Here is a 13938-nt window from a genome sequence, read left to right as displayed (position 1 = left end):
AGCCTGCCGCCATGCGTCCTGCCCGTGCTCTGATCGACCTTCAAGCCTTACGTCACAACTACCAATTGGCCCGCGAAGTGACGGGGGCCAAAGCTCTTGCGGTGATCAAGGCCGATGCCTATGGGCACGGCGCAGTGCGCTGCGCCGAGGCTTTGCAGGACACGGCCGATGGGTTTGCCGTGGCTTGCATCGAAGAAGCGCTGGAACTGCGGGCCGGCGGGATTCGTGGGCCGGTCTTGCTGCTGGAAGGATTCTTCGAGGCCGATGAACTGCCGCTGATCGTCGAACACGATTTCTGGTGTGTGGTGCATTCGTTGTGGCAGCTCGAAGCGATTGAAAACGCGACCCTGAGCAAGCCGATTACGGTCTGGCTCAAGCTCGACTCGGGGATGCATCGGGTGGGGCTGCATCCGGCGGATTATCAGGCGGCCTATCGTCGACTGCTGGCTAGTGGCAAGGTGGCGAAGATCGTGTTGATGAGCCATTTCGCCCGCGCCGATGAACTGCACGATCCCAGCAGCACCGAGCAACTGGCCGTGTTCGAGGCGGCCCGCCAGGGGCTGGCGGCGCAGATCAGTTTGCGCAACTCCCCGGCAGTGCTGGGTTGGCCGCAGATACCAAGCGACTGGGTGCGGCCAGGCATCATGCTGTACGGTGCGACCCCCTTCGAGGAAGCCAACGCCGTCGCTGCGCGGCTGCAGCCGGTCATGACTCTGGAGTCCAAGATCATCAGCGTGCGTGAATTGCCCGCCGGCGAGCCGGTGGGGTATGGCGCCCGTTTTGTCACCGCGCAACCGACGCGGGTCGGCGTGGTTGCCATGGGATACGCCGACGGTTACCCGCGCCAGGCGCCGAACGGTACGCCGGTGCTGGTGCACGGGCAGCCTAGTCAACTGGTCGGTCGGGTCTCCATGGACATGCTGTGTGTCGACTTGACGAATATCCCCAACGCCGGGCTCGGTTCGACCGTGGAGCTGTGGGGCAAGACTATCCTGGCCAGTGATGTCGCGAAGGCGGCCGGCACGATTCCTTATCAGATTTTCTGCAACCTGCGCCGGGTTCCACGGCTCTATTCCGGGGGCTGACGCAAAGCGCAATCTACCGAAAGTCGCTTCACCGCACGGGATTGAGGTCAAAGTGTTGTAAATACTGAACGCTGTCGCCATGATAACGCTCACTTTCCACACAACCTGATTCCCTGGAGGCTCCAGCATTGGACGTCGGTGAACGACTGCAATCCATTCGTAAACTCAAAGGCCTTTCCCAGCGTGAACTCGCCAAGCGCGCGGGCGTCACCAACAGCACCATTTCGATGATCGAGAAAAACAGCGTCAGCCCCTCGATCAGCTCGCTGCGTAAGGTCCTTGGCGGGATTCCCATGTCCATGGTCGAGTTTTTCTCCGAAGAAATTCTGCAGGAGAAACCGACTCAGATCGTCTACAAAGCCAATGAACTGATCGACATTTCCGACGGTGCCGTCACCATGAAACTGGTGGGCCGGGCGCACCCCAGCCGGGCGATTGCCTTTCTCAACGAGATCTACCCGCCTGGCGCCGATACCGGTGACGAGATGCTTACCCATGAGGGCGAAGAGACCGGGATTCTGGTGGAAGGGCGGCTGGAGTTGGTGGTCGGCGCCGAAACCTTCGTACTCGAAGCGGGCGATAGCTACTATTTCGAGAGCACCAAGCCACACCGTTTCCGTAATCCGTTCGATGCGCCGGCGCGACTGATCAGCGCAGCCACACCGGCCAATTTCTAGGAAAAGAGGCGCCGTGCCCGGACGGCAAAGGCGCCCGAAGGATGAGCTGTCATGACAAACAAGACCCTTGCGACTTTGGGGTTGTTTCAGTGTGACGGCCTTCCCGCTATACTTGCGCCCGCCTGCAAACCGTGGCCGCAGGCGTGACTAGCCACCATTGAGGGTGTACGCGTGAATCTAATTATGAAAATGCTGGCTGCACCAGCAACCGTATTGGCCCTATGGGCAGCCAGTGTCCAAGCAGCGCCCAACGACGAAATCGCCAAGCGCCTTGAACCGGTCGGCCAGGTCTGCGTTCAGGGGCAGGAATGCAAGGGCATGGAGGTCGTGGCTTCGGCTGGCGGCGGTGGAGCCAAGACGCCGAAGGATGTTATTGCAAAACACTGCAATGCTTGCCACGGCACCGGCCTGCTGGGCGCTCCGAAAATCGGCGACACGGCTGCCTGGAAAGAGCGCGCCGATCATCAGGGCGGCCTCGACGGCATCCTGGCCAAGGCGATCACTGGCATCAACGCCATGCCGCCTAAAGGCACCTGCGCCGATTGCTCGGATGAAGAGCTCATGGGCGCGATCAAAGAGATGTCGGGTCTGTAATAGCCAGCATCTTCCGCAAGAAAGCCGCTTACGAGCGGCTTTTTTGTGCCCGGTGGTTTTACAAAGGCTGTTCATCGCAACCAAGACCCGGCAAGCTCGGTCCAACCCACATTCATGGAATGTCCCGGAGGGTCGGATGGTGCAGTTGTGTTCAATCGAACAGGCGGTGGATGACGTACTCGCGCGCCTGCCAGCGCACATTCATCTGGGCATGCCCCTGGGGTTGGGCAAACCCAATCTGTTCGCCAACGCCCTGTACCGGCGTATCGCGCAACTGCCTGAGCGACAACTGACCATCTACACCGCTCTGAGCCTGGGCCGACCCAATCTGGGCGATGGTTTGCAGAAGCGCTTTCTCGAGCCCTTTATCGAACGGGTCTTTGGCGATTATCCGGAACTGGATTACCTGGCCGATCTGCACCGTGACAGCCTGCCGGCCAACATCCACGTCCAGCAATTCTTCCTGCAACCGGGCAGCCTGTTGCACAGCGCGTCGGCCCAGCAGGATTACGTCAGCAGCAACTACAGCCACGCCGCGCGGGACATCAATGCCGCTGGCTTGAACCTGATCGCGCAACTGGTGGCCAGTGATGCGCAGCATCCTGACCGCCTGAGCTTGAGTTGCAACCCGGACATCACCCTCGACCTGCTGCCGATGGTCGCCAAGCGGCGTGCGGCGGGGGAGACCATCCTCATGGTGGGCCAGGTTCACAGTGATCTGCCCTACATGCCCGGTGATGCGGAAGTCGGCATCGACACGTTCGACCTGTTGATCGACGAAAAGGACAGCCACACGCTGTTTTCCACGCCGAACATGCCGGTGGGGTTTCAGGATCATATGATCGGCCTGCACGCCAGTGCCTTGGTGCGTGACGGCGGTACGTTGCAGATCGGCATCGGCTCCATGGGCGATGCGTTGACGGCGGCGCTGCTGGCGCGTCAAGCCGACAATGCCGCTTACCAGGCGTTGCTGGCGGAGCTGAATCTCAGCCAGTGGGCGCAGTTGATCGAGCGTGAGGGCGGGGTCGAACCCTTTGCCAAAGGGTTGTACGGTTGCAGCGAAATGTTCGTCAACGGCTTGCTGGTGCTGGCAGAGGCCGGAATTATCCGGCGCAGGGTCTATCCCGACGAGCCGACCCAGGAACGAGCCAACGCCGGCACCCTCGACGAGGCGGCGCAACCCGATGGCATCTGCATCCATGGCGGATTCTTCCTCGGCCCTCGCAGTTTTTACGAACGCTTGCGCGAGTTGCCCCAGAGTCGGCGCCTCGAATTCAACATGACCCGCATCAGTTACATCAACGAGCTGTACGGCCAGGAAAGACTCAAGCGCCTGCAGCGACTCGATGCACGTTTTATCAACACGGTTTTCACCATGACCTTGCTGGGCGCCGGGGTGGCGGACCAACTGGAAGATGGTCGCGTACTCAGCGGCGTCGGCGGGCAGTACAACTTCGTTGCCCAGGGCCATGCGCTGGAGGGCGGGCGCTCCATTCTGCTTCTGCGCAGTTGGCGCGAGGCGGGGGGCGAGATCAGTTCGAACATCGTCTGGGAATACGGCCATTGCACCATTCCCCGACACTTGCGAGACATCGTGGTGACTGAATACGGTATCGCTGACCTGCGGGGCAAGACTGATGCCGCGGTGATCGAGGCGCTCCTGAACATCAGCGACTCACGCTTCCAGCCGGAGCTGATCGAGCAGGCGCAAAATGCCGGCAAGTTGCCGAAGGATTTTCGCCTCGATCCGCGCTTCGCCGAGAACACCTCGGAACGCTTGCAGGCCATCCAGGCACGGCATCCTAATTTGTTCCCGGAGTATCCGCTGGGCAGCGATTTCGACGGGGTGGAGCGGGACCTGTTGCGGGCGCTGAACTGGCTCAAGAGCAAGTTCAAACTCACCGAAATGCTGGAGCTGGGCAAGGCTGCGCTGGATGCGCCGCCGCCGTCGGAGTTTCCCGAGCATTTGGAGCGGATGCAGTTGGCGAGCCCCGAAGGGCTGAAAGAAGAGCTGGGTCAGCGCTTGTTGCTCGCTGGTCTCAAGATCACCGCGCCTTAACGGCCACTTCAAAGCCCCTGTGGGAGCGAGCCTGCTCGCGATAGCGGACTGTTAGTCAACATTGGTGTTGGATGTGCCGGCCTCATCGCGAGCAGGCTCGCTCCCACAGGGACGCAGGGCGATTATTCGATAAAGGTCACGACACCACCGGCCAGCGATTGCACCCGGGCCAACGATTCAACGCGATAGCCTTGGGCATCCAGCTCCGCACGTCCACCCTGGAACGATTTCTCGATCACGATCCCCAAGCCTGCCACGGTGGCGCCGGCCTGTTTGATGATGGAGATCAGTGCCTGGGAGGCCTTGCCGTTGGCCAGGAAGTCATCAATGATCAGTACCCGGTCGCTGCTGGTCAGGTGGCGCGGGCTGATGGCCACGGTGCTTTCGGTCTTTTTGGTGAACGAATACACGGTCGCGGACAACAGGTTCTCCGTCAGGGTCAGAGAGTGTTGCTTGCGGGCGAAAATCACCGGAACGCCCAGGTTCAGGCCGGTCATGATCGCCGGGGCAATGCCCGAGGCTTCGATGGTAACGATTTTGGTGATGCCCGAGTCCTTGAACAGCGCGGCAAATTCGTCGCCGATCAGCTTCATCAATTGCGGGTCGATCTGGTGGTTCAGAAAAGCATCGACTTTCAGAACCTGATCGGAAAGTACGATGCCGTGTTCACGAATTTTCTGGTGCAGGGCTTCCATCAAGCCTCCTTTAATGACGCCTTCGGCGCCCCTGGATTTGGTAAAAAGTTCGGTAAAAAGTAGTCGATTCTAGCGCTTGAGCATCGCTCGTATATCGGCCAGGGCGCTATTGCCGCGAACGGCCTTGACCTCGGTCGGTGTGTCGTCATTGCCTTCCCAGGCCAAGTCGTCCGGCGGCAGCTCATCGAGGAAGCGGCTCGGGGCGCAGTCGATCACCTCGCCGTATTGCTTGCGCTTGGCGGCGAAGGTAAAGGCCAGCGTCTGACGTGCGCGGGTAATACCGACGTAGGCCAGGCGCCGTTCTTCTTCGATGGTGTCGGCTTCGATGCTGGAGCGGTGGGGCAGGATTTCTTCTTCCATGCCCATGATGAACACGTAGGGGAATTCCAGGCCCTTGGAGGCGTGAAGGGTCATCATCTGCACGCCTTCGGCGCCGTCTTCCTCTTCCTGCTGGCGTTCGAGCATGTCTCGCAGCACGAGTTTGCCGATGGCGTCCTCGACGGTCATGTCGCCGTCTTCGTCCTTTTCCAGAGTGTTTTTCAACGCCTCGATCAAGAACCAGACGTTGCCCATGCGGTAGTCCGCGGCCTTGTCACTGGAGCTGTTGGTACGCAGCCAGTTCTCGTAGTCGATGTCCATGACCATGCTGCGCAGCGCCGAGATCGGGTCTTCGCCGGCGCACTGTTCGCGCACCTTGTCCATGAAGCGCTTGAAGCGCGCCAGACGGTCGGTGAAGCGGCTGTCCAGATGCTCGCCCAGGCCGATTTCGTCGGTGGCGGCGTACATCGAGATCTTGCGCTCGGTGGCGTAGTTGCCGAGTTTTTCCAGGGTGGTCGAGCCGATTTCCCGGCGTGGGACGTTGATCACTCGCAAGAAGGCGTTGTCGTCGTCCGGGTTCACGATCAGGCGGAAATAAGCCATCAGGTCCTTCACTTCCTGACGGCCGAAGAAGCTGTTGCCCCCCGACAGGCGATAGGGGATCTGGTGATGCTGCAATTTCAGCTCGATCAGCTTGGCCTGGTAGTTACCGCGATACAGGATGGCGAAGTCGCTGTACGGTCGGTCAGTGCGCAGGTGCAGGCTGAGGATTTCCATGGCCACGCGCTCGGCTTCGGCGTCTTCGTTGCGGCAGCGAATCACGCGGATCTCGTCGCCGTGGCCCATCTCGCTCCACAGTTGCTTTTCGAACTCGTGGGGGTTGTTGGAGATCAGCACGTTGGCGCAGCGCAGGATGCGGCTGGTGGAGCGGTAGTTCTGCTCCAGCATCACCACTTTGAGCGACGGGTAGTCTTCCTTGAGCAACATCAGGTTTTCCGGCCGCGCACCACGCCAGGCGTAGATCGACTGGTCGTCGTCGCCCACCACGGTGAACTGGTTGCGGATGCCGATCAGCAGCTTCACCAGCAGATACTGGCTGGCATTGGTGTCCTGGTATTCATCCACCAGCAGGTAGCGGACCTTGTTCTGCCATTTCTCGAGGATGTCGGCGTGGTCCTGGAACAGCTTGACCGGCAGCAGGATCAGGTCGTCGAAGTCCACCGCGTTGAACGCCTTGAGCGTGCGCTGGTAATGGGCGTACACGATGGCGGCGGTCTGTTCCTTGGGATTGCGGGCGTTTTCCAGGGCTTGGGGCGGCAGGATCAGGTCGTTTTTCCAGGCGCCGATCATGTTCTTGATCTCGTCCACGCCGTCGTCGCCCGAATATTCCTTTTGCATGATGTCGGTCATCAGCGCCTTGACATCGGTCTCGTCGAAAATCGAGAAACCCGGCTTGTAGCCTAGCCGTGCATGTTCCTTGCGGATGATGTTCAGGCCCAGGTTGTGGAAAGTGCAGACTGTCAGGCCGCGGCCTTCACCAGCGCGCAGCAGGCCGCCAACCCGCTCTTTCATTTCCCGGGCGGCTTTGTTGGTGAAGGTCATGGCGACGATGTACTGGGCGCGGATACCGCAGTTCTGGATCAGGTGCGCGATCTTGCGGGTGATCACACTGGTCTTGCCGGAGCCTGCACCGGCGAGCACCAAAAGAGGGCCGCCGACATAGTTCACGGCTTCTTGCTGCCGGGGATTGAGTCGGGACATGACAGGGTCAGGGAGTCGTTTGCGAAATGGGCCGGCATTTTAACAGGCTCACAGAATTGTGCTGCTCTGTCCGACTTGTGACGCAACACTGCATTGTCATTTGCCGCTTTTGTTACTTTCACGCAGGATGTGGGGCGAATGGGCGTCCAGCGTTCGGCTTCGAGGGTAAGAAAAGCCGTCTGAAGCAAGTGTTTGAGAACCATTGGCATTGGTCATTAGCGGTCAGCAGGTCATAATGCCCTGCGCCTATTACCTTGCAGAGTCTAGGGAGTCAGCTTGTCAACGTCTGTCGAACCCTTGCGTTTGCTGCTATTGGCCGAAGAGCCGGTATGGTCAGCGATTTTGCGCGAGTGCCTGGCCCCCATGGGGCCGTCGGTCGTGTTGATCAGTGCTCCGAGCTGGGAGTCGGTCAGCAGCCTGTTCGAAGACAACCACAACGCGGTGCTGCTGACCGTCGCGGCGTTGCAGCCGGCACCCGGTCGTTGCCGTTTGCCGACGGTCCTGTTGCTCGAGCACGAGCCCACCACTGCACCTGATGGTGTCAGCGATTGGCTGGTACGTGATGTGCTCGATGGCGCCACTCTGCGCCGTTGCCTGCGCCATGTGCGCGAGCGCGGAGTGCTGGAAAACACGCTGCAGCGGCTTGCCGAACAGGATCCGCTGACCGGCATCGCCAATCGCCAGGGCTTCCAGACCCTGCTGGCGGCGCGCCTGGCGGAAAACGAAGGCCGTGGCCTGGCGCTCGGGCATCTGGATCTGGATAACTTCCGTCATGCCAACGATGCCCTCGGCCACCAGGCCGGTGACCGTTTGATCCTGCAAGTAGTATCGAGGCTCAAAGGTTCGCTTGAAGCCGGCGATCAACTGGCGCGCTTGGGCAGCGACGAATTTGCGCTGCTGATCGACACCCGCCGGGCGCCTCAGCGGGCTGAGTGGATGGCCGAGCGCATCACCGAAGCCATGGCCGAACCTTATTGGGTCGATGGTGAAAGCCTGCTGATCGGTTGCAGCCTGGGGATCGCCCACGCTCGCGCCCAGGCCGGCGCGGACCCGCTGATGTGGCACGCCCATATCGCCATGCAGCAGGCCAAGAGCACCCAGGGCTGCACCTTTCATATCTTCAACGAACGCATCAATCGTAACGCCCGCAGCCTCGCCGACCTGGAGAGCGAGTTGCGGCGGGCGCTGCGGCGCGACGAGCTGGAGTTGCATTACCAACCCCGGCTGAGCCTCGATGGCGGCACCATCGTCGGCCTCGAAGCCCTGGTGCGCTGGCGTCATAACGAACGCGGGCTGTTGCCACCCAGTGAGTTCGTGCCACTGGCCGAACAGAGCGGGCTGATCGTACCGCTGGGCTACTGGGTGATTTCCCGGGCATTGCGGGACATGCAGGCGCTGCGTGAAAGGGGATTGGCGCCCCTGCACATGGCGGTCAACCTGTCGTTCCGGCAGTTCCAGGACAGCCAGTTGCTGCCGACCCTGAGCCGCCTGATCGCCGAACGCGGTGTCGAGGCGCAGTGGTTGGAATTCGAACTCACCGAAACCGCCGTCATGCGCCGCAGCGAACTGGTCAAGCAGACCATGGACGCCCTGGGTCGCCTGGGGGTGCGCTTTTCCCTGGACGATTTCGGCACCGGCTTCTCCTCGTTCGTGCACCTCAACAGCCTGCCCATCGCCTTGCTCAAGATCGACAAGAGCTTCGTGGGTGGCATGGAGCAGCGCGAGGAAAATCGCAAATTGGTCCATGCGATGATCAACCTTGCCCACAACCTCAACCTGGAAGTGGTGGCCGAGGGCGTGGAAACCCGGGAGCAACTGGATTTGCTGCGCGGTTACGGCTGCGACCAGGTGCAGGGCTTTTTGATCAGCAAGCCGTTGCCCCTGGCGGAGCTGGTGGAATACCTGACGTTTGACGGCAGCCAGCAGTCGGTGCTGGAAATCGGCTGACACCAAGCCTTGTGGGAGCGAGCCTGCTCCCGCATGGGATTTCAGTCGGCCTGGACAGTTTCAAAGCCCTGGTGCCGCAGAGGCTCACTGCGGATCATTCGCTTCATCTTCCACTCAAATGCCAGGGTCAGGCTCACCGCCGCGCAGGCCAGACCAAGGGCCAGGCCCCACCAGACGCCGGTCGGGCCCCAGTGCAGATGGAAGGCCATCCACCATGCCGCCGGTGCGCCAATCAGCCAATAACAGCCCAGGCCCACCAGGAAGGTGGTCTTGGCGTCCTTGAGCCCACGGATACAGCCCATGGCAATGGTTTGCGCACCGTCGAACAGCTCGAACCACGCCGCTACCGCCAACAGGCTCACCGCCAGCTCGATTACTCCGCGAAACGCCGGATCGTCGTGGTCCAGGAACAAGCCGACCAATGGGTTTGGCAGCAACCAGAACACCATCGCGAACGCCAGCATGACCGCTGCGCCGAAGCCAATTCCGACCCGACCGGCCAGCCGTGCCATCAGCAGTTGCCCGGCGCCATAGTGCTGGCCGATGCGCATGGTGATCGCATATGACATTCCCGCCGGGACCATGAATGCCACCGAGACAATCTGCAGAGCGATCTGGTGCGCTGCCAATGGCGTGCTGCCCATGGTGCCGATGCACAGCGCGGCGAACGCGAACAGCCCGACTTCCACTGCGTAAGTGCCGCCAATGGGCAGACCCAGGCGCCACAGTTCCTTGAGGTACTGGCGATTGGGCCGCGACAGACCATTGAGCAACGGATAAGCGCGGTAGGCTTGATGCCGGTGAATATGCCAGGCCAGGGCCAGAGCCATGCAGTTGGCGACGATGGCCGTGACCAGGCCGATTCCCATCAGGCCCAGTTTTGGCAGGCCGAACATGCCGGTGATCAGTGCGTAATTGAGCAGGAAGTTGGCCACCGTGCCGCCGAGACTGATCACCATCACTGGGGTAGCCCGGCCAATGGCGCTGGTAAAGCCGCGCAGGGCCATGAAACTCAGATAGCCGGGCAGGGCGAATGGCAGCACCAGCAGGAACTGGCCGGCGGCCAGGACGTTGGTTTCGGTCTGGCCGAACAGCAACAGTACCGGCTTGAGGTTCCACAACAGGAGCCCGGCCACCAACCCCATCAACCAGGCCAGCCACAACCCGGCCTGAGTCAGTCGGGTGGCGCCTTCGACATCACCGGCACCCTGCCGAATCGCCACCAATGTGCCCACTGCGGCGATCACACCGATGCAGAAAATCGACACGAATGAATAGGTCGCCGCTCCGAGCCCGCCGCCTGCCAGGGCCTCGGGACTCAGGCGCGCCATCATCAGGGTGTCGGTCAGGACCATCAGCATGTGCGCCAACTGCGAGGCAATCAACGGCCCTGCCAGCCGCAGGATAGCCCACAGTTCGATTCGCACCGGATGCCGCATGATCATCACACTCCATGTTCAAACAAGGCTGTAAAACGGCGATTCTCGGCGCTCTCAGCGGTTTGCACAAAAGGATAAAAGCGATCACTGGCATGATTAAAACTCATGCTGATAACTTTCTGATAGGGTGCGTAAATATCGCCATAGGAGCTTTTCCCGATGTCTCGTCGTCTCCCTCCTCTTTATGCGTTACGGGCATTCGAAGCGGCGGCGCGATACAGCTCGTTCACCCGGGCGGCTGAAGAACTATCGATTACTCAAAGTGCCGTCAGCCGGCATATTCGTACACTCGAAGAGCACTTTGCCTGTCGGCTGTTCCAGCGCAGTGGCCGCAACCTGCAGTTGACCGAAGCGGCGCGGTTGTTGCTACCGGGCGTGCGTGAGGGTTTCATGGCGCTGGAACGGGCCTGTCATACCTTGCACGGCGAAGATGGCATCCTGCGCATGAAGGCGCCGTCCACGCTGACCATGCGTTGGCTGTTGGCGCGCCTTAGCCGCTTCCGGCATCTTCAGCCCGGCAATGAAGTGCAGCTGACCAGCGCCTGGATGGACGTCGATTCAGTGGACTTCAACACCGAGCCTTTCGATTGCGCGGTATTACTGGGCAACGGGCATTTTCCTAGCGACTGGGAGGCAAGCTTGCTGTTTCCCGAGGAGCTGATTCCGGTAGGCGCACCGAACCTGTTGAACGACCAGCCCTGGGATGTGGCGCGGTTGGCCAGCGCAGAATTGCTGCATCCCACGCCGGACCGTCGTGATTGGCGCAACTGGCTTTCGCGCATGGGTCTGTCCGATCAGGTCTCGCTCAAGGGCGGGCAGGTGTTCGATACGCTGGAACTGGGCATGATCGCCGCGGCGCGCGGCTACGGCGTGTCCATGGGTGATCTGTTGATGGTGGCCGAGGACGTGGCCCAAGGGCGCTTGAGTCTGCCATGGCCTACCGCCGTCGCCAGCGGCGAGCACTATTACCTCGTCTGGCCGAAAACCCGTCCAGGAGGTGAACGTTTGCGCCGTCTGAGCGATTTTCTCCAGGGCGAAGTGAAGGCCATGCAATTACCCGACGTAAAGCGTCTGGGCTGAATCGTTGAAGCGCCCGTGCTAGCCACTTGGCATTATTCCTTCCAAAGCGCTCAAGTATTCGGTTTCGCCGCCGAATGTGTGGAAGTAGTACTTTCGTATTAGAAAGGGACTGCCTACATATCACCCGAATAAAATTGCCGAGTGTGCGACGTGATCAGGATGATCCGGTCACTTGGCTAGGAGCCGTCATGTCTCAACCTCGTGCCCGAATCGCCTCACAGCTGGGCCTAGCCCTTGCCGTGATACTGGCGATCGTGATCTCCGGCAGCACCGTCTTTGCCCTGCGCTCGCTGGACTCCGCCAACCTCGCGACCCGTGAAGAACACCTGGCCAGCGAAGCGCGTCTGATGGCCGACCAGCTCAATACGTTCCATGGCACCCTGCGTGAAAGCACGCAGCGATTGAGCGGGCTGTTCGATAAACGCTTCAGCGCGGGGCTGAGCGTGCACCCGGATGAGCCGGTCGCGGTGGCAGGCGTGCAGGCTCCAACCCTGAGACTGGGCAGCGAAGTGCTGAACAACAACTTCAAGGAAGTTGATGAGTTCAGGCAGACGACCGCCGGAGTGGCGACAGTGTTCGTGCGTAGCGGCGACGATTTCATCCGCGTGAGCACTTCGTTGACCAAGCAGGACGGTTCGCGGGCGATCGGCACCTTGCTCGACCGTGCCGGCCCGGCTTATGCCCCGGTCATGAGTGGGCAGAGCTACATTGGTCGGGCCCTGCTTTTCGGGCGCTTCTACATGTCGCAGTACACCCCCGTACGCGATAGCAGCGGTAAGATCATTGCCGTGTTGTATGTGGGATTCGATTACACCGACGCACAGAACGCCCAGTTCGAGAACCTCAAGCGCTTCCGTATCGGTCAGACCGGTTCGCTGGCGGTACTGGATGAGCAAAACAAATGGTTGGTTCCGCCAGCGGGTGTGCAGGCGCTGGAGCAGGCGACCGGGACCATCAAGGAGTTGGTCAAGAAGCCAGGCAAAGGTGTGTTCTGGAGCGATACCGCTGAAGATTTCTACAGCGTTGCCGTGCCGTTCGAGGACGGTCCGTGGGCGGTGGTGGCGAGCATGCCGAAAGCCGAGATTCGCGCCGTGACCTGGAGTGTCGGTACGCAACTGGCTATCGGCAGCTTGCTGGCCATGTTGCTGGCCGTGGGCTCGGCGGTGTGGCTGCTGCGCAGCAAACTGGCCCCGCTGGGCGATCTGGTGCGCCAGGCCGAGGCGCTGGGCGCCGGCGACCTGAGCGTGCGTCTGAATGTGTCGAGCCACGACGAAATCGGTCAGTTGGCCCGTGCCTTCAACCAGATGAGCCAGGCCCTGTCGACCATGGTCGAACATATCCGCAAGGCCTCGCAAGAGGTCAACAGCCGCGCCCAGGCCCTGTCCGGGTTATCCAGCGGGGCCTATGAGGGCATGGAGCAGCAGTCCGGCGAAATCACCAGCATGGCTGGCGCAGTGGAAGAGTTCAGCGCGACCTCGTTGAACATCGCCGATAACATGGGCAATACCGAACGCCTGGCCCAGGATAACGCCCAGCAAACCCGCATCGGTCGTACGTCGATGGATGAAGCATCCTCGTCGCTGGAGCAAATTGCTGGCGCACTGAACAGCACTGCCACGGTCATCAACACCTTGGGCCAGCGCTCCCAGGAAATCGGCGGCATCGTCGGGGTGATCACCTCGATCGCCGAGCAGACCAACCTGCTGGCGCTCAACGCGGCCATCGAAGCCGCCCGTGCGGGTGAGCAGGGTCGGGGCTTTGCCGTAGTGGCTGACGAAGTTCGTAGCCTGGCGTCCCGTACCCGTCAGGCCACTGACGAAATTTCCGGCATGATCAATAGCATCCAGCAGGAAACCGGTAACGCCATCAGTACGATGGAGAAAGGCAACTTGTTGATGCAAGAAGGCTTGTCGCGCAATGCCAATGTGGCCTCGGCCCTGGCGCGCATCGACGAGCAAAGCCGTTCGGCAGGCCAGCAATTCGCGGCGATCACCACCGCCACTCAGGAGCAAAGCAGCACCGCGACCCTGCTCAGCAGCAACCTGCAAAGCATCGCCATGGCCAACAGCGAACAGCGCGAAGTGGTCTCGAACCTGGCGATCACCGCCAAGGAACTGGAAAAACTGGCGCAGGACCTGCGCAAAGAGGTTGACCGGTTCCGCTGAGGCGTCCTGCAGACTCATCGCGAGCAAGTTCACCCCAGATCCCTCTGGGAGCGGGCTTGCTCGCGACAACAGTGGCATAGCCAACATCCCCGCCACTGACCCACCGCTATCGCGAGCA

At 60.9% G+C, this 13938-nt stretch carries 10 protein-coding genes and 1 pseudogene; 8 read left to right on the top strand and 3 right to left on the bottom strand.

What is annotated here, in order from left to right; translation table 11 throughout:
- Window positions 1-11 precede the first annotated feature (11 nt).
- The 4 genes from alr (at window position 12) to GSM73_RS01160 (ending at window position 4415) form a co-directional block, all read left to right on the top strand.
- On the top strand, window positions 12-1085 hold the full coding sequence (gene alr, locus GSM73_RS01175; RefSeq protein ID WP_139048882.1) for an alanine racemase: 1074 nt from the start codon (window positions 12-14) through the stop codon (window positions 1083-1085).
- A 128-nt stretch (window positions 1086-1213) separates the two neighbouring features.
- Window positions 1214-1762, top strand: a complete 549-nt coding sequence (locus tag GSM73_RS01170) for a cupin domain-containing protein (protein ID WP_047226150.1) — start codon at window positions 1214-1216, stop codon at window positions 1760-1762.
- 183 nt (window positions 1763-1945) lie between these two features.
- A complete protein-coding gene (locus tag GSM73_RS01165) occupies window positions 1946-2356 on the top strand; it encodes a cytochrome c5 family protein (protein ID WP_047226149.1) in 411 nt (136 codons plus the stop codon).
- Between the two features lie 136 nt (window positions 2357-2492).
- Window positions 2493-4415, top strand: a complete 1923-nt coding sequence (locus GSM73_RS01160) for an acetyl-CoA hydrolase/transferase family protein (RefSeq protein ID WP_160891368.1) — start codon at window positions 2493-2495, stop codon at window positions 4413-4415.
- Between the two features lie 122 nt (window positions 4416-4537).
- Here GSM73_RS01160 and GSM73_RS01155 read toward each other — a convergent pair whose 3' ends face one another.
- Both GSM73_RS01155 and rep read right to left on the bottom strand, forming a co-directional pair.
- A complete protein-coding gene (locus GSM73_RS01155) occupies window positions 4538-5110 on the bottom strand; it encodes a xanthine phosphoribosyltransferase (RefSeq protein WP_047226147.1) in 573 nt (190 codons plus the stop codon).
- Between the two features lie 69 nt (window positions 5111-5179).
- The gene (gene rep / locus GSM73_RS01150) at window positions 5180-7189 is read right to left on the bottom strand and encodes a DNA helicase Rep (protein ID WP_047226146.1); all 2010 of its coding nucleotides are present in this window, start codon (window positions 7187-7189) and stop codon (window positions 5180-5182) included.
- Between the two features lie 276 nt (window positions 7190-7465).
- Between rep and GSM73_RS01145 the strand changes: the two genes are divergently transcribed.
- Window positions 7466-9136 (top strand): bifunctional diguanylate cyclase/phosphodiesterase, encoded by a 1671-nt coding sequence (locus tag GSM73_RS01145; RefSeq protein WP_047226145.1) that lies wholly within the window; start codon window positions 7466-7468, stop codon window positions 9134-9136.
- 41 nt (window positions 9137-9177) lie between these two features.
- Here the strand turns inward: GSM73_RS01145 and GSM73_RS01140 are convergent, their stop codons facing one another.
- The gene (locus tag GSM73_RS01140) at window positions 9178-10575 is read right to left on the bottom strand and encodes a NorM family multidrug efflux MATE transporter (RefSeq protein WP_047226196.1); all 1398 of its coding nucleotides are present in this window, start codon (window positions 10573-10575) and stop codon (window positions 9178-9180) included.
- 159 nt (window positions 10576-10734) lie between these two features.
- Between GSM73_RS01140 and GSM73_RS01135 the strand changes: the two genes are divergently transcribed.
- The 3 genes and pseudogenes from GSM73_RS01135 (at window position 10735) to GSM73_RS28145 (ending at window position 13820) form a co-directional block, all read left to right on the top strand.
- Window positions 10735-11655: a LysR substrate-binding domain-containing protein gene (locus GSM73_RS01135; protein WP_047226144.1), complete on the top strand. Its 921-nt coding sequence runs from the start codon at window positions 10735-10737 to the stop codon at window positions 11653-11655.
- Between the two features lie 74 nt (window positions 11656-11729).
- Window positions 11730-12965: pseudogene (locus tag GSM73_RS28150) on the top strand (Cache 3/Cache 2 fusion domain-containing protein); the annotation flags it as partial.
- A complete protein-coding gene (locus GSM73_RS28145; RefSeq protein WP_371264090.1) occupies window positions 12960-13820 on the top strand; it encodes a methyl-accepting chemotaxis protein in 861 nt (286 codons plus the stop codon). The pseudogene GSM73_RS28150 and the gene GSM73_RS28145, both read left to right, overlap by 6 nt.
- Window positions 13821-13938 lie beyond the last annotated feature (118 nt).

This window comes from Pseudomonas sp. PICF6 (assembly GCF_009831705.1).
In the GTDB taxonomy this organism is placed as follows: Bacteria; Pseudomonadota; Gammaproteobacteria; order Pseudomonadales; family Pseudomonadaceae; genus Aquipseudomonas; species Aquipseudomonas rhizophila.
Note: the sequence above shows the minus strand (reverse complement) of the source record. Positions and strands in the feature narration are given on the sequence as shown.